The organism is Qipengyuania sp., from assembly GCF_043423005.1.
In the GTDB taxonomy this organism is placed as follows: Bacteria; Pseudomonadota; Alphaproteobacteria; order Sphingomonadales; family Sphingomonadaceae; genus Qipengyuania.
The window spans coordinates 14,992-29,853 of the sequence record NZ_JBHWMI010000066.1 but is presented as its reverse complement, the minus strand read 5'-3'; the positions used below and the strand labels follow the sequence as shown (position 1 = coordinate 29,853).

General features: G+C 64.2%; 26 protein-coding genes. All 26 read right to left on the bottom strand.

What is annotated here, in order from left to right; all coding sequences use genetic code 11:
- Nucleotides 1-18 precede the first annotated feature (18 nt).
- The 26 genes from rpsK to tuf all read right to left on the bottom strand — a co-directional run bounded on the left by rpsK (nt 19) and on the right by tuf (nt 14,843).
- Complete coding sequence (gene rpsK, locus ACHFFA_RS10210; RefSeq protein WP_047805755.1) at nt 19-408, bottom strand: 30S ribosomal protein S11; 390 nt, start codon at nt 406-408, stop codon at nt 19-21.
- A 75-nt stretch (nt 409-483) separates the two neighbouring features.
- Nucleotides 484-852, bottom strand: a complete 369-nt coding sequence (gene rpsM / locus ACHFFA_RS10205) for a 30S ribosomal protein S13 (RefSeq protein ID WP_394270739.1) — start codon at nt 850-852, stop codon at nt 484-486.
- Nucleotides 853-1,075: 223 nt separating this feature from the next.
- Nucleotides 1,076-1,720, bottom strand: a complete 645-nt coding sequence (locus tag ACHFFA_RS10200; protein WP_394270738.1) for an adenylate kinase — start codon at nt 1,718-1,720, stop codon at nt 1,076-1,078.
- A gap of 27 nt (nt 1,721-1,747) precedes the next feature.
- On the bottom strand, nt 1,748-3,112 hold the full coding sequence (gene secY / locus ACHFFA_RS10195) for a preprotein translocase subunit SecY (protein ID WP_394270737.1): 1,365 nt from the start codon (nt 3,110-3,112) through the stop codon (nt 1,748-1,750).
- 105 nt (nt 3,113-3,217) lie between these two features.
- Complete coding sequence (gene rplO, locus ACHFFA_RS10190) at nt 3,218-3,736, bottom strand: 50S ribosomal protein L15 (protein WP_394270736.1); 519 nt, start codon at nt 3,734-3,736, stop codon at nt 3,218-3,220.
- Nucleotides 3,737-3,827: 91 nt separating this feature from the next.
- Nucleotides 3,828-4,007, bottom strand: a complete 180-nt coding sequence (rpmD, locus tag ACHFFA_RS10185; protein WP_394270735.1) for a 50S ribosomal protein L30 — start codon at nt 4,005-4,007, stop codon at nt 3,828-3,830.
- A 6-nt stretch (nt 4,008-4,013) separates the two neighbouring features.
- Nucleotides 4,014-4,835, bottom strand: a complete 822-nt coding sequence (gene rpsE / locus ACHFFA_RS10180) for a 30S ribosomal protein S5 (RefSeq protein ID WP_394270734.1) — start codon at nt 4,833-4,835, stop codon at nt 4,014-4,016.
- A complete protein-coding gene (gene rplR / locus ACHFFA_RS10175; protein ID WP_394270733.1) occupies nt 4,835-5,179 on the bottom strand; it encodes a 50S ribosomal protein L18 in 345 nt (114 codons plus the stop codon). Before rplR ends, rpsE begins: the two co-directional genes overlap by 1 nt.
- 1 nt (nt 5,180) lies before the next feature.
- Nucleotides 5,181-5,714: a 50S ribosomal protein L6 gene (rplF, locus tag ACHFFA_RS10170; RefSeq protein WP_394270732.1), complete on the bottom strand. Its 534-nt coding sequence runs from the start codon at nt 5,712-5,714 to the stop codon at nt 5,181-5,183.
- Nucleotides 5,714-6,109 carry a 30S ribosomal protein S8 gene (gene rpsH / locus ACHFFA_RS10165; protein ID WP_394270731.1) on the bottom strand — a complete coding sequence of 132 codons (396 nt, stop codon included), beginning with the start codon at nt 6,107-6,109 and terminating at the stop codon, nt 5,714-5,716. Before rpsH ends, rplF begins: the two co-directional genes overlap by 1 nt.
- Before the next feature lie 11 nt (nt 6,110-6,120).
- Nucleotides 6,121-6,426, bottom strand: a complete 306-nt coding sequence (rpsN, locus tag ACHFFA_RS10160) for a 30S ribosomal protein S14 (protein WP_160607316.1) — start codon at nt 6,424-6,426, stop codon at nt 6,121-6,123.
- A gap of 41 nt (nt 6,427-6,467) precedes the next feature.
- The gene (gene rplE / locus ACHFFA_RS10155) at nt 6,468-7,052 is read right to left on the bottom strand and encodes a 50S ribosomal protein L5 (RefSeq protein ID WP_394270730.1); all 585 of its coding nucleotides are present in this window, start codon (nt 7,050-7,052) and stop codon (nt 6,468-6,470) included.
- Nucleotides 7,045-7,365 (bottom strand): 50S ribosomal protein L24, encoded by a 321-nt coding sequence (rplX, locus tag ACHFFA_RS10150; RefSeq protein ID WP_394270729.1) that lies wholly within the window; start codon nt 7,363-7,365, stop codon nt 7,045-7,047. The genes rplE and rplX overlap by 8 nt, the downstream gene beginning before the upstream one ends.
- Nucleotides 7,365-7,733, bottom strand: a complete 369-nt coding sequence (gene rplN, locus ACHFFA_RS10145; protein ID WP_138615862.1) for a 50S ribosomal protein L14 — start codon at nt 7,731-7,733, stop codon at nt 7,365-7,367. Before rplN ends, rplX begins: the two co-directional genes overlap by 1 nt.
- Before the next feature lie 74 nt (nt 7,734-7,807).
- Nucleotides 7,808-8,098 carry a 30S ribosomal protein S17 gene (gene rpsQ, locus ACHFFA_RS10140; RefSeq protein ID WP_394270728.1) on the bottom strand — a complete coding sequence of 97 codons (291 nt, stop codon included), beginning with the start codon at nt 8,096-8,098 and terminating at the stop codon, nt 7,808-7,810.
- Nucleotides 8,099-8,108: 10 nt separating this feature from the next.
- On the bottom strand, nt 8,109-8,339 hold the full coding sequence (rpmC, locus tag ACHFFA_RS10135) for a 50S ribosomal protein L29 (protein ID WP_394270727.1): 231 nt from the start codon (nt 8,337-8,339) through the stop codon (nt 8,109-8,111).
- On the bottom strand, nt 8,336-8,770 hold the full coding sequence (gene rplP / locus ACHFFA_RS10130) for a 50S ribosomal protein L16 (RefSeq protein ID WP_394270726.1): 435 nt from the start codon (nt 8,768-8,770) through the stop codon (nt 8,336-8,338). The genes rpmC and rplP overlap by 4 nt, the downstream gene beginning before the upstream one ends.
- A 20-nt stretch (nt 8,771-8,790) precedes the next feature.
- Nucleotides 8,791-9,486 (bottom strand): 30S ribosomal protein S3, encoded by a 696-nt coding sequence (gene rpsC, locus ACHFFA_RS10125; protein ID WP_394270725.1) that lies wholly within the window; start codon nt 9,484-9,486, stop codon nt 8,791-8,793.
- A gap of 1 nt (nt 9,487) precedes the next feature.
- Nucleotides 9,488-9,865, bottom strand: a complete 378-nt coding sequence (rplV, locus tag ACHFFA_RS10120) for a 50S ribosomal protein L22 (protein WP_394270724.1) — start codon at nt 9,863-9,865, stop codon at nt 9,488-9,490.
- Nucleotides 9,865-10,140: a 30S ribosomal protein S19 gene (gene rpsS / locus ACHFFA_RS10115; protein WP_394270723.1), complete on the bottom strand. Its 276-nt coding sequence runs from the start codon at nt 10,138-10,140 to the stop codon at nt 9,865-9,867. The genes rplV and rpsS overlap by 1 nt, the downstream gene beginning before the upstream one ends.
- Nucleotides 10,141-10,146: 6 nt before the next feature.
- Entirely contained in the window at nt 10,147-10,983 is an 837-nt protein-coding gene (gene rplB / locus ACHFFA_RS10110) for a 50S ribosomal protein L2 (RefSeq protein WP_394270722.1), read from the bottom strand.
- A gap of 4 nt (nt 10,984-10,987) precedes the next feature.
- Nucleotides 10,988-11,308 (bottom strand): 50S ribosomal protein L23, encoded by a 321-nt coding sequence (locus ACHFFA_RS10105; RefSeq protein WP_394270721.1) that lies wholly within the window; start codon nt 11,306-11,308, stop codon nt 10,988-10,990.
- Nucleotides 11,301-11,936 carry a 50S ribosomal protein L4 gene (rplD, locus tag ACHFFA_RS10100; RefSeq protein WP_394270720.1) on the bottom strand — a complete coding sequence of 212 codons (636 nt, stop codon included), beginning with the start codon at nt 11,934-11,936 and terminating at the stop codon, nt 11,301-11,303. Before rplD ends, ACHFFA_RS10105 begins: the two co-directional genes overlap by 8 nt.
- Before the next feature lie 4 nt (nt 11,937-11,940).
- Nucleotides 11,941-12,816, bottom strand: a complete 876-nt coding sequence (gene rplC, locus ACHFFA_RS10095; protein ID WP_394270719.1) for a 50S ribosomal protein L3 — start codon at nt 12,814-12,816, stop codon at nt 11,941-11,943.
- A gap of 225 nt (nt 12,817-13,041) precedes the next feature.
- Nucleotides 13,042-13,353: a 30S ribosomal protein S10 gene (rpsJ, locus tag ACHFFA_RS10090; protein WP_394270718.1), complete on the bottom strand. Its 312-nt coding sequence runs from the start codon at nt 13,351-13,353 to the stop codon at nt 13,042-13,044.
- A 314-nt stretch (nt 13,354-13,667) separates the two neighbouring features.
- Nucleotides 13,668-14,843, bottom strand: a complete 1,176-nt coding sequence (gene tuf / locus ACHFFA_RS10085) for an elongation factor Tu (RefSeq protein WP_394270717.1) — start codon at nt 14,841-14,843, stop codon at nt 13,668-13,670.
- Between the last annotated feature and the right edge of the window lie 19 nt (nt 14,844-14,862).

The window sequence follows — 14,862 nt, the reverse complement described above, 5'->3', positions numbered from 1 at the left end:
GCGCCCCGCTGGTCCGCGTCAGACGCGGCGGCGCTTGGACGGACGGACGCCGTTGTGCGGGATCGGGGTCACGTCGCGGATCGAGGTGATCGTGAAGCCGACGGCGGCCAGACCGCGCAACGCGCTCTCGCGGCCCGAACCGGGGCCCTTGACCTCGACTTCAAGCGTGCGGACGCCATGTTCAGCGGCCTTCTTGCCGGCATCGTCCGCCGCGACCTGGGCGGCATAGGGCGTCGACTTGCGGCTGCCCTTGAAGCCCATCATGCCGGCGCTCGACCAGCTGATGGCATTGCCCTGGGCATCGGTGATGGTGATCATCGTATTGTTGAAGCTGGCGTTGATATGCGCCACGCCGCTCGAGATGTTCTTCTTGTCGCGGCGCCTGATACGGCCGGGTTCGCGTGCCATGTGTCGGTATCCTTGTAACTTCGCGTGCAGCAGAAGGGAAAAGCGCGGGGCGGGAGCGCGGCCCCCGCCAGATGCTTACTTCTTCTTGCCGGCGATGGGCTTGGCCTTGCCCTTGCGGGTGCGGGCGTTGGTGTGGGTACGCTGACCGCGGACCGGGAGGCCTGCACGGTGACGCAGGCCGCGATACGAACGCAGGTCCATCAACCGCTTGATGTTCATCGCAGTGTCGCGGCGAAGGTCACCCTCGACCATGTGATCCGCATCGATCGTCTCGCGGATGCGCAGCACTTCCTCGTCGGAAAGGTCCTGCACGCGGCGTGCGTGATCGATACCCAGCTTGTCCGCAATCTCGAGCGCCTTGGCGCGTCCGATACCGTGAATATAGGTGAGCGCGATGATAACGCGCTTGTTGGTGGGGATGTTGACCCCGGCAATACGAGCCACTTAGTTCTCCATGCTCCACAGGGCGGCGCCGATTGGCGGCCCTATCTCATCGCTTTATCCACCCGGCCGCCCATTTCACTGGAACGCGAAGAGACCGGAAGGGCAGCACGAATGGTGCCACCTGCCGGGCTGTAGGGAATTGCCGAATGAAGCGCGCGCTTAGTGGGATTCGCCCATGTCGTCAACAACCGATTAAGCCGGGGCTCGGCTCGTGCGTCCGGACTCAAACCAGAAGCGCGTCGATTTCGCTCGTCACCGTCTCGATCGGTGCCATGCCATCGACCCGGCTGACGATCCCGCGGGTCTCGTAGCCCGGCAGGATCGGTGCCGTTTCCGCGCGATACACCGCCATCCGGTGACGAACCGTCTGCTCGTTGTCATCGGGCCGGCGCTTGAACTCGTGCGATCCGCAGCGATCGCAGGTCCCCTCGCGCTCGGGCTGCTTGAAGCGGTCGTGATAGCCTTCGCCGCAACTGGCGCAGGCATAACGTCCGGTGATACGGGCAACGAGCGCATCCTCGTCGACCTCGAGTTCGATCACGTGATCGAGCTGGCGACCATGACGGGCAAGGATTTCATCGAGGGCGAGCGCCTGTGCCGATGTCCTCGGGTAGCCGTCGAAGATGGCGCCGGTCTCAGGCCCCATCGCGGTCAGCTCGGCGTCGATCAGTTCCGAGACGATCTCGTCCGAAACCAGTTCGCCCCGCTCCATCACCGCCCGCGCCTTGAGGCCCACCGGGGACTGCGCCTTGACTGCCGCGCGCAGCATATCGCCGGTCGACAACTGCCGCATTCCGTGATGCTCCACCAGGCGCTGCGCCTGGGTGCCCTTGCCCGCGCCCGGGGGGCCAAGAAGAATGATATTCATCGCGGTCGCTCCCCTTCCCGCTCGCCCCTATCGCATCCGGCCCTTGAGCTTCGCCTTCTTGATGAGATCGCCATATTGATGAGCCAGCAGATGCGACTGGATCTGGCTGATCGTATCGACCGTCACGTTGACGACGATCAGCAGACTGGTCCCGCCGAGGAACAGCGGCACACCCGTCTGCGCGATCATGTATTCAGGCACCACGCAGACGAAGGTCAGGTAGATCGCGCCGACAACGGTGATGCGGGTCAGCACGTAGTCGAGATAGGTCTCGGTCCGCTTGCCCGGCCGGATGCCCGGAATGAATCCGCCGTTCTTTTTGAGATTGTCGGCCGTCTCTTCCGGATTGAACACTACCGCGGTGTAGAAGAAGCAGAAGAAGATGATCCCGATCGCATACAGCGTCATGTAGAGCGGCTGACCATGCTGCAGATACTGGAGGGCCGTCTGCAGGCTGCCGCCGAGGCTGCTGCTGGTGTCGAGCGAATTGCCGGCAAACTGGGTGATTGTCAGCGGCAGCAGCAGCAGCGAGCTGGCGAAGATCGGCGGAATGACGCCGGCCGTGTTAAGCTTGAGCGGCAGGTGCGAGCGATCCGCCTGCATCATTCCGCGCTGCGTCGCACGCTTGGGATACTGGATCAGCAGCCGCCGCTGCGCCCGCTCGACGAAGCAGATCAGCAGGATCAGCCCGACGACCATGGCGATGAAGCCGAGCAGCACCACCGTTCCGATCGAACCCTCGCTATAGCCTGAACCCATGTTCGAGACGAAGGTCGGAAACTGGGCCACGATGCCGGCCATGATGATCAGCGAGACGCCGTTGCCGATGCCGCGGCTGGTGATCTGCTCGCCCAGCCATAGCAGGAACATCGTGCCGCCGATGAGCGAGATGACCGCACCGATCCGGAACATGAGGCCGGGATCAACCACTGCCTGCAGGCCGCTTTGCGCACCGTAGCTTTCGAGCCCGGAGGCGAGGAACCAGCCCTGCACCGCACACAAGAGCACGGTCCCGTAACGGGTGTACTGGTTGAGCTTCTGCCGCCCGACCGAGCCTTCTTTCTTCAGCGCGGCCAAAGACGGGTGGAGCGCCGCGGCCATCTGGATGACGATCGATGCGGTAATGTAGGGCATGACGCCGAGGGCGATGAGGCTCATGCGCTCCAGGCTGCCGCCCGAGAAAGTGTTGAACAGATCGAGGATGCCGCCGCGGGTCTGATCGTACAGCGTGCTCAGGATCAGCGGATTGACCCCGGGCAGCGGTACGAAGCTCAGGAAGCGAAAGACGATCAGCGCGCCGATCGTGAACCAGATGCGCTTCTTGAGCTCGGTCGCCTTCGAGAAATTGGCGAAGCTCAGATTGCTCGCGAGATTGTCGGCGCGTGTAGCCATTGGATAATCTTCAATCCTGGTATGACGCCGGTCCCTCCCGGCTCAGGAAAGCTAGATAGGCGGCGAGGCCCGACTTGTCGAACCCCGCCAACCTTTTTGTTCCGCTTATTCCGCGGTGGCGCCGTCAGCAGCGTCATCGCTGCCGGCAGCTTCGCCCTTGCGGGGCGCGATCAGCTCAATGCTTCCGCCCGCCTGCTCCACCGCCTCGCGAGCACCTTTCGACGCGCCGCTGACATTCAGCGTGATCTTGCTGGTGAGTTCGCCCTTGCCGAGGACGCGGACACCGTTCTTGCCGCCACGGGCGAGGCCCGCCGCCTTAAGCGCGGCGTGATCGATCGTCGCGCCCGCATCGAGCTTGCCGGCGTCGATGAACTTCTGGATCATGCCCAGATTGACCTCGGCGTAATCCTTCGAGAAGGGATTGTTGAACCCGCGCTTCGGCAAGCGCATGTGAAGAGGCATCTGACCGCCTTCGAAGCCCTTGATGGCGACGCCCGAGCGGCTCTTCTGGCCCTTCTGGCCACGGCCGCTGGTCTTGCCCTTGCCCGAACCGATGCCGCGTCCGACGCGGATGCGGCCCTTGCGGGCGCCAGGATTGTCGCGAAGATCGTTCAGTTTGGTCATGTGTGCACTCGCTTTCGCTTTACTACGCGCTGAAAATGGGAAGGCGGCCCGCTAGCGCAGCAGGCCGCCCCCGTCAAACCTGCAGTCGCTCTCAGTCTTCGACGATCGCGACCAGATGCGGAACCTTGGCCAGAGCGCCGCGCACCTCGGGGGTGTCCTGACGCTCGACGACCTTGTGCATCTTGTCCAGGCCGAGCCCGACCAGGATCTTGCGCTGATCCTTGGGGCGACGGATCGGCGAGCCGATCTGCTTGATCTTGATGGTCGCCATCTTGAATTACTCCACCAGGGCGGCGGCGTCGGCTTCGGCCTCCGCCTCGCTGGCGCCACCACGGCCAAGCAGGTCGGCGACCTTCTTGCCGCGACGCTGGGCAACCGACTTCGGCGAAGTCTGGCTGGTCAACGCGTCGAACGTGGCGCGGATCATGTTGTACGGGTTGGACGTCCCGACCGACTTGGTCACAACGTCGGCAACGCCGAGGCTCTCGAACACGGCACGCATCGGACCGCCGGCGATGATGCCGGTACCCGGAGGCGCGGTGCGGACGGTGACCTTGCCGGCACCGAACCGGCCGTTGCCGTCATGGTGAAGCGTACGGCCATCCTTGAGCGGAACGCGAACCATGTGCTTACGCGCCGCGGCGCTCGCCTTGCTGATCGCCTCGGGCACTTCGCGGGCCTTGCCCTTGCCAAAGCCGACCCGGCCCGAGCCGTCACCCACGACAACGAGCGCTGCGAAGCCGAAGCGCTTGCCGCCCTTCACCGTCTTCGACACGCGGTTGATGTGGACCAGCTTCTCGATGATGCCGTCGTCTTCTTCCTCGCGGCGGTTGCCACGACGATCGTCGCGCCCCCGGCCACGACCGCGGCCGCCATCGCGCCCGCCGTCACGGTTGCCACCGCGTCCGCCTCGGCCGCCCCGCTCGCGCGGCTGACCTTCGGCACCCTGCGCCGCACTCTGGTTCTCGGCAGCTTCGGAAGGAGTATCGGCCACCGCCGGTTCGGCATGGGTTACCGCATGCTGCGTCTGCGCCTCGGCCGGAGCCGTCTCGGCGGTCTGTTCGGCGGTGTTTTTGGTGTTGTCGTTTTCTGGCATCATCAGAACTCCAGCCCGCCTTCGCGTGCGGCGTCGGCCAGCGCCTTGACGCGGCCATGGAACAGGAACCCGCCACGATCGAACACGACGGTCGTCACGCCGGCATTCTTCGCCGCCGCGGCAATATCGCTGCCGACCTTGCGCGCGGCATCGACATTCGCGCCCGTGCCTTCGGCACCCAGCGTCGACGCCGCAGCCAGCGTCTTGCCGGCGGCATCATCGATCACCTGGGCATAGATATGCTTGCCGGTGCGATGGACCGACAAGCGGGGCTTGCCCCCTGCGCGGCTGCGCAGTGCGGTGCGCACGCGCCGGCGGCGGCGTTCGAAAAGAGAAAGCTTTGCCATCTTACTTCTTCTTCCCTTCCTTGCGGAAGATGTACTCGCCGCGGTACTTGATGCCCTTGCCCTTGTAGGGTTCGGGCTTGCGCCAGCGACGCACGTTGGCAGCGAACTGGCCGACGGCCTGCTTGTCGATCCCGCTGATCTCGATCGTGGTCTGATCGGGGGTCTTCACTTCGAGACCCTCGGGCACGTCGAGGTCGACGTCGTGCGAATAGCCGAGCTGAAGCTTGAGCTTCTTGCCCTGGGCCTGCGCACGATAGCCGACGCCGGTGATCTCGAGCACGCGGGTGTAGCCCGCCGTCACGCCTTCGACGAGGTTCGCCACCAGCGTCCGCTGCATGCCCCAGTGGCTGCGCGCGGCCTTGGTGTCGTTGGCCGGATTGATCGCGATCGAGCCATCCTCGATCCGGTAGTCGACCAGGTCGGACATGCCCATTGCGAGGGTACCCTTGGGGCCCTTTACCGACAGCATGCCGTTATCGATGTTGGCGGTGACCCCGCTGGGGATCTCCACCGGGCGTTTGCCGATGCGGCTCATCAGAACACCTCCGCCAGCACTTCGCCGCCGACGTTCTCGTTGCGCGCCTCGGCATCCGAGAGCACGCCCTTGGGCGTCGAGACGATGGTGATGCCAAGGCCATTGCGCACGGTCGGCAGGTCCTTCGACCCGGCATAGACCCGGCGACCCGGCTTGGACACACGGGCGACATGCTTGATCGCAGGTTCGCCCTCGAAATACTTCAGTTCGATCCGCAGCGCCGGGTGGCGGCCGCTGTCATCGGCACTGTAGCCACGGATGTAGCCTTCGCGCTGGAGAACCTCGAGCACGTTGGCGCGCAGCTTGCTCGCGGGCGAAAGGACGCTGTCCTTCTTCGCCTGCTGGCCGTTGCGGATACGGGTGAGCATATCACCCAGGGGATCGGTCATAGCCATCTATCGGTTCCTCACCAGCTCGACTTGGTCAGGCCCGGAATAAGGCCCTTGTTGCCGAGGTCGCGCAGCTCGATCCGGTTAAGGCCGAACTTGCGATAATAGCCGCGCGGGCGGCCGGTGGTGGAGCAGCGGTTGCGCACCCGGGTGGGGTTCGCGTTGCGCGGCAGCTCGGCCATCTTGAGGCGCGCGATCAGACGCTCGCCCTCGTCGAGGCTTTCGTCATCGGCAATCGCCTTCAGCTTCGCGTACTTGTCCGCATACTGCTTGACGAGCTTCTTGCGCCGCTCGTTCTTGTTGATCGAACTCAGTTTCGCCATTGGACTTAAGTTCCTTCCTTATCCTGCGATCCGGAAGCGGCTCACGCCGCCTCCTTCTCTTCCGGCTTCGCTTCGGCCGGGAACGGGAAACCGAACAGGCGCAGCAGTTCGCGCGCTTCGTCGTCGGTCTTCGCCGTGGTTGTCACGATGATATCCATGCCCCGGACCTTCTCGATCCTGTCGTAGGAGATTTCGGGGAAGATGATCTGTTCCTTGAGGCCCATCGCGTAGTTGCCGCGCCCGTCGAACGAACGGGGGTTCAAGCCGCGAAAGTCGCGGATGCGGGGCATGGCGATGGTTACCAGGCGGTCGAGGAATTCGTACATCCGTTCACGGCGCAGGGTCACCTTCGCCCCGATCGGCATGCCTTCGCGCAGCTTGAACTGCGCGATCGACTTCTTGGCCTTCGTGATGACCGGCTTCTGCCCGGCGATCAGTGCCATTTCCTCGGCTGCGGTCTGGACCTTCTTCTTGTCCTGGCTCGCTTCGCCCACGCCCATGTTGAGCGTGATCTTCTCGAGCCGCGGCACTTCGAGGCGATTCTTGTAACCGAACTTCTCGGTCATCGCCTTGACGATCTCGTCCTCGTAGCGCTGCTTGAGGCGCGGAGTGTAAGTGTCAGCCATCGATGGTCTCCCCGGACTTGACGGCAACGCGCACCTTCTTGCCGTCCTTCTCTTCGAAGCGGACGCGGGTGGGCTTGCCGTCCTTGGGATCGGCCAGCGCCACCTTGGAGACGTGCAGCGGCGCCTCGAAGCGATCGATCCCGCCTTGCGGGTTCGTCTGGTTCGGCTTGCGATGACGCGCAGCGATGTTGACGCCTTCGACGACGACCTTGCCGTCCTTGGGCATCACCCTGGCGACGGTGCCGGTCTTGCCCTTGTCCTTGCCGGACAGGACGACGACGCTGTCACCCTTCTTGATCTTGGCGGCGGCCATTACAACACCTCCGGCGCGAGGCTGATGATCTTCATGAAACCGCGCCCACGCAGCTCGCGCACGACCGGGCCGAAAATACGGGTGCCGATCGGCTCCTCGTTCTTGTTGACCAGCACTGCGGCGTTGCTGTCGAAACGGATCACGCTGCCATCGGGACGGCGGACGTCCTTGCGGGTACGAACGATCACCGCGCGGTGCACGTCGCCCTTCTTCACCTTGGTGCGCGGCTGGGCTTCCTTGACGGAAACCACGATCACGTCGCCGACGGACGCGGTGCGGCGCTTCGAGCCGCCCAGTACCTTGATGCACTGGACGCGCTTGGCGCCGCTGTTGTCCGCGACGTCGAGATTGGATTGCATCTGGATCATTGATCCGGTTCCTTCTCACTGGCTTGCCGGGACCATGGCCGATTGCGCCGGCCCGGCAGTTCCTTACGTCTAGTTCAGTTGCCGGCGGCGGCGACGTCGAGATCAGCCTCGACAGCCTGGGTCCCGCCCGCGGTGACCCGGTCCTTCACGGCCCAGGTCTTGGTCTTCGAGATCGGCTTCGTCTCTTCGATCCGTACCACATCGCCGAGCCGGTATTCATTGGCTTCGTCATGCGCGTGATACTTCTTCGAGCGGCGGATGATCTTCCCGTAGAGCGGGTGCTTCACCTTGCGCTCGACGAGCACGGTCACGGTCTTGTCGGTCTTGTCGGAGGTGACGGTCCCGACCAGGATACGCTTGGGCATGGTCTACTCCTTACGCCCCGGTGGTTTTCGAGGCTTGCGCGGTCTTCGCGCGCTCGGACTGCAGCGTCTTGATGCGCGCGATGGTGCGACGCACCTCGCGGATCCGCGACGGGCCCTCGAGCTGGTTGGTGGCAGCCTGGAAGCGCAAATTGAACTGCTCGCGCTTGAGGCTGACGAGTTCGTCGGTCAGCTGATCGTCGCTCTTCTGGCGCAGGTCTTCAAACTTGGTCTGGGCCATCATTCGCCTCCGAGGTGGCTGGAATCGCCGAGTCGGGCGACAACCTTGGTCTTGACCGGCAGCTTCATCGCCGCACGCTCGAACGCTTCGGCGGCAAGCGGGCCGGCAACGCCGTCGAGCTCGAACAGGATGCGGCCGGGCTTCACGCGGGCAGCCCAGTATTCGACCGAACCCTTGCCCTTGCCCTGACGCACTTCGGCCGGCTTCTTCGACACCGGAACGTCGGGGAAGACGCGGATCCAGAGGCGGCCCTGGCGCTTGATGTGACGCGTGATCGCACGGCGGGCCGCTTCGATCTGGCGCGCGGTGATCCGCTCGGGCTCGATCGCCTTCAGCCCGTAGGAGCCGAAATTGAGCGTCGTGCCGCCCTTGGCGTTGCCGTGGATGCGGCCCTTGAACGCCTTGCGGAACTTGGTTTTCTTCGGTTGCAGCATTATCTCTACCTATCCTGCAATCAACGGGCCGGACGCACGCCGGAGGTCTGCGATTCCATCATCAGACGATCCTGCGCGGTCGGATCATGGCCGAGAATCTCGCCCTTGAAGACCCACACCTTGATGCCGATGATGCCATAGGCGGTCAGCGCCTCGGCTTCGGCATAGTCGATATTGGCGCGCAGCGTGTGCAGCGGCACGCGGCCTTCGCGGTACTGCTCGACGCGAGCGATTTCCGCCCCGCCCAGACGACCGCCGCAGACGATCTTGATGCCTTCCGCACCAAGCCGCATGGCCGACTGCATCGCCCGCTTCATCGCCCGGCGGAACGCGACGCGGCGGATCAGCTGATCGGCGATGCCCTGGGCAACGAGCTTGGCATCGACTTCCGGCTTGCGGATCTCGACGATGTTGAGCTTCACCTCGCTCGCCGTCATGGTGGCGAGCTTGGCGCGCAGCTTCTCGATGTCCGCACCCTTCTTGCCGATGATGACGCCCGGGCGCGCAGCATAGATCGAGATGCGGCACAGCTTGGCCGGACGCTCGATCACCACCTTCGAGATCGCTGCCTGGGGCATGGTCTCGACGATGTACTTGCGCAGTTCGATGTCTTCACTGAGCAGCTTGGCATAGTCGCGCCCTTCGGCGTACCAGCGGCTGTCCCAGGTGCGGTTGATCTGCAGGCGCAGACCGATCGGATTGCTCTTCTGGCCCATCTTACGCCTCTTCCTGCTCGCGAACGACGATGCGCAGCCGGCTGAACGGCTTGAGGATGCGCGTGCTCTTGCCGCGACCGCGGGTGTGGAAGCGCTTCATGGTCACCGACTTGCCGACCGAGGCTTCCGCGACCACGAGCGCATCGACGTCGAGGTTGTGGTTGTTCTCCGCATTGGCGATCGCCGAGGCGAGCACCTTGGTCGCGTCCTTGGCCATCGCGCGCTTGGAGAAAGCGAGGATGTTGAGCGCTTCCTCGGCCTTCTTGCCGCGGATCAGGGCGGCGACGAGGTTCAGCTTCTGGGCCGAACCACGGATGGTCGTGCCCACGGCCAGCGCCTCGTTGTCGCCCACGCGGCGGGGTGCTTTCTGCTTGCTCATCAGCGCTTGCCCTTCTTGTCGGCGGCGTGACCCGGGAACGTGCGGGTCGGCGCGAACTCGCCGAGCTTGTGGCCGACCATCTCTTCCGAGACGGACACGGGAATGAATTTGTGGCCGTTGTAGACGTTGAACGTCAGGCCGACGAAGTCGGGCAGGATCGTGCTGCGGCGCGACCAGGTCCTGATCGGCTTGGCGTTGCTTGCATCCTGTGCGTCCTGCGCCTTCTTCAGAAGGCTGAGTTCGACGAACGGACCTTTCCAGACGGAACGTGCCATGTCCGGTTACCTCTTCTTCTTGGCGTGGCGCGAACGGATGATCATCTTGTCCGTCTGCTTGTTGTGGCGGGTACGCGCACCCTTGGTCGGCTTGCCCCACGGGGTCACCGGATGGCGACCGCCGGAGGTCCGGCCTTCACCACCGCCGTGCGGGTGATCGACCGGGTTCTTCGCCACACCGCGAGTGAGCGGCTTGACGCCCATCCAGCGCTTGCGCCCGGCCTTGCCGAAGTTCTGGTTCTGGTTGTCGGGGTTCGACACAGCGCCAACCGTGCCCATGCAGTCGGCGCGCAGGTAACGCTGCTCGCCGCTGTTGAGACGCACGATGACCATGCCGCGATCGCGGCCGACGAGCTGGACGTACGAGCCCGCTGCACGAGCGATCTGACCGCCCTTGCCCGGCTTCATCTCGACGTTGTGGCAGATCGTGCCGACCGGCATCTGGCCGAGCAGCATGGCGTTGCCGGGCTTGGTGTCGACCCGCTCGCCCGCCACGACCTTGTCACCAACGGCCAGACGCTGCGGCGCCAGGATATAGACCAGTTCGTCATCGGCATAGCGAACCAGCGCGATGAAGGCGGTGCGATTGGGATCGTACTCGAGCCGTTCGACCGTGCCTTCGACGTCCCACTTGCGCCGCTTGAAATCGACGTAGCGGTACTTCTGCTTGTGGCCGCCGGCCATGCCGCGCGAGGTGACGTGACCCTTGTTGTTACGGCCACCGGTCTTGCGCTTGCCTTCGGTCAGCGCCTTGACGGGCTTGCCCTTGTAGAGGCCAGACTTGTCGACCAGGATGAGACCACGGCGTGCCGGGCTCGTCGGTTTGTAGTTCTTGAGTGCCATCGGATCAGTTCACACCCTCTGTCACGTCGATCGGATCCTGGCCCTGGGCCAGCGTCACGATCGCCTTTTTCTCGTCGCTGCGACGGTAGGGCTTGCCCTTCCAGCGCTTGGTCTTGCCCTTCACCACGATGGTGTTGACCGCGGCAACCTTGCGATCGAAGATGGCCTCGACAGCCTCCTTGATCTGCGGTTTGGTCGCGGTTCCGGCTACCTTGAAGACCACGGCATTGTGCTCGCTCGCCAGGGTCGACTTTTCGGTGATGTGCGGCGCCAGCACGACATCGTAATGCCGCGCATCGATCGCGCCGGTCTGCTTCTTAGCCATTGAAGCGGCCCTCCAGCTTTTCCACCGCGTCCCGCGTCAGGACCAGCGTATCATGCTTCAGGATGTCGTAAACATTCGCCCCGCGCGCCGGGAGGACGTTGATCCCCACCAGGTTGCCGGCAGCCTTGCGGAAGCCCTCGTTGACGCTGTCGCCATCGATAACTAGGACCTTGCGACCCCAGCCCGCCTTGTCGAGATGGCCCTTGAGGACCTTCGTCTTCGCGTCGGCCAGATCGAGGCTGTCGACGATCACGAGGCCGTCCTTCGCCTTGCTGGACAGCGCCATCTTCAGACCGAGCGCGCGGACCTTCTTGTTGAGCGACTGCTCGAAATCACGCTTGCGCGCACCATGAGCCTTGCCGCCGCCGATGAAGATCGGAGCTGCGCGGTCGCCGTGACGAGCGGTGCCGCCACCTTTCTGGCGGCCGAACTTCTTGCCCGTGCGGGCCACGTCCGAACGCTCGCGAGTCGGGCGGGCGGTGCCGCGGCGGTTCTCGAGCTGCCACGTGACGACACGGTGGAGGATGTCGGCACGCGGCGCGACACCGAAGACCTCGTCGTTGAGCTCGATATCGGCGTCTGCCCCCGAAATCTCGCTACCGTCGATTTTCTGGACCTTCACCTTCACGGGATCAGCCCTCCTTGTTCTCGCCCGAACCGTTGTCGGTCTCGGACGTATCGGTGGTGGTGTCGGTGTCGGTGTCGGCGCCGGCTTCCTGTTCGGTCAGCAGACGCTCCTGCTCCTCGATGGAAACCTCCGGGTTCACCTCATGCTCGGCAGCGGACTCGACCATGCCGGGAGCCGCCTCCTCGTGCTCGAACTGATCCTGGTTCCGGCGCATGACGCCCGGGAACGGCAACTCGTCAGCCGGGGCGATCTTGACCGCATCGCGGACGAGCAGCCAAGCGTTCTTCGCACCCGGGACGGAACCCTTGACGAACAGCAGGCCGCGATCGGCATCGGTGCGGACGATCTCGAGGTTCTGCTGCGTGCGCTGACGGTCGCCCATGTGGCCGGCCATCTTCTTGCCCTTGAACACGCGGCCCGGGTCCTGACGATTACCCGTCGACCCGTGCGAGCGGTGCGAGAGCGAAACACCGTGCGAGGCACGAAGACCGCCGAAGCCCCAGCGCTTCATGGCGCCGGCAAAGCCCTTGCCCTGCGTGTGACCGGTGATGTCGACCTTCTGGCCGGCGATGAAATGTTCGGCCGAGATGAACGCACCGACCGGCAGCAAAGCCTCTTCGGTGTCGACGCGGAATTCCGCGACCTTCATCTTCAACGCGACTTCGGCCTTGGCGAAAGCTTCGCGCTGCGGCTTGTTGACGTTCTTCTGCTTGGCCGCTCCCGAGCCGACCTGGACGCCATAATAGCCGTCGCGATCAGCGGTACGGTGGGCGGTAACCTGGCAATCTTCCAGCGCGAGAACGGTCACCGGCACGTGCCGCCCGTCCTCCTGGAAGAGGCGGGTCATCCCGACTTTCCTTGCGATAACGCCTGTGCGCATCGTCTGAACTCCTCAACAGAGGCACCCGGGCCCATCCCGGGTGCGTGCTTGGCCCGTTTCAGTGATGCATCGCCCCGTCCGGGCCAAATTGCAGCCCCTCCGGGGAGGGGAAGCGAGACGGGGGACGCAGACCCGGATCAGATCCGGCGGTATCCCGTGTTGCACCAGCCGCGGCGGGCTTCGCAACATCCGCACCGCCCCGTGCGGGGCAGGCGGGCAGCCGGCTTACGCCAGCTTGATCTCGACGTTGACGCCAGCCGACAGATCGAGCTTCATCAGCGCATCGACCGTCTGGGCGTTGGGCTGCACGATATCGAGCAGCCGCTTGTAGGTACGCACCTCGAACTGCTCGCGCGACTTCTTGTCGATGTGCGGGCCGCGGTTGACGGTGAACTTCTCGATACGCGTCGGCATGGGAATGGGGCCGCGAATAAGCGCGCCGGTACGCCGGGCGGTTTCAGCGATCTCACCAGTCGCCTGATCGAGAACGCGATGGTCGAACGCCTTGAGGCGAATGCGAATATTCTGAGCTTCCATGTCCTGCACCGATGCGAAAGAGCAAAAGCGAACCAGCGACTGATCCGCGAACAAAAAGAAAGGCCCGCCCTGCAATGCCCGGTGACCCGGTACGGGCAGCCTTTCCAGAATTTCGTGTGGCAGCGACGAATCCCTGCCGGATGGCGCGCGTATAAGGGGCAGGTGCGGGCCTGACAACCCCCGTTATGCGCTAATTCGTCCGGGCCCTGAACGAGCGTTTCCGCGCCTGTAGAACCCAACAAATGCAAAGACCCGCCCCCGGCGAAGGGGGCGGGTCCTGGCCAGCGTCCGCACCACGAAGGTGCGTCAGCCGATTACTTCGAGATCGAAGCCACGACGCCCGAGCCGACGGTCCGGCCGCCTTCACGGATGGCGAAACGCAGACCTTCGTCCATGGCGATCGGCGCGATCAGCTTGACGTTGATCGTCACGTTGTCGCCCGGCATGACCATCTCGGTGCCTTCGGGAAGGATCACTTCGCCGGTCACGTCGGTCGTGCGGAAGTAGAACTGCGGACGATAGTTGGCGAAGAACGGCGTGTGACGCCCGCCCTCGTCCTTCGACAGGACGTAGACCTCGGCGCTGAACTCGGTGTGCGGCGTAACCGAACCGGGCTTCGCAAGGACCTGTCCACGCTCGACGTCTTCGCGCGCGACGCCGCGGATCAGCGCACCGATGTTGTCGCCCGCCTCGCCGCGGTCGAGCAGCTTGCGGAACATCTCGACGCCGGTGACGGTCGTCTTGGCGGTGTCCTTGATGCCGACGATCTCGACTTCGTCGCCGACGTTGACGATGCCGGTCTCGACACGGCCGGTGACGACGGTGCCGCGGCCCGAGATCGAGAACACGTCTTCGATCGGCATCTGGATCGGCTTGTCGTTCGGACGATCCGGGGTCGGGATGTACTCGTCGACCGCCTTCATCAGTTCCTTGATGGCGTTCTCGCCGATTTCCGGATCACGCCCTTCGAGCGCGGCCAGGGCCGAACCCTTGACGATCGGGATGTTGTCGCCGTCGAAATCGTACGAGCTGAGCAGTTCGCGGACTTCGAGTTCGACCAGCTCGAGGATTTCCTCGTCATCGACCTGATCGACCTTGTTCAGGAACACGACCAGCTGCGGCACGCCGACCTGACGGGCGAGCAGGATGTGTTCGCGGGTCTGCGGCATCGGGCCGTCGGCGGCGTTCACAACCAGGATCGCGCCGTCCATCTGGGCCGCGCCGGTGATCATGTTCTTGACGTAGTCGGCGTGGCCGGGGCAGTCGACGTGCGCGTAGTGACGGGCATCGGTCTCGTACTCGACGTGCGCGGTCGAGATCGTGATGCCGCGCTCACGCTCTTCCGGGGCCTTGTCGATGTTCGCGAAATCGACGGCTGCACCCTGCACCTTGGTGATCGCCGCGGTGAGCGTGGTCTTGCCGTGGTCGACGTGGCCAATCGTGCCGACGTTGACGTGCGGCTTGTTACGCTCGAATTTTTCCTTCGCCATTTTCCAATAACCTCTGTTT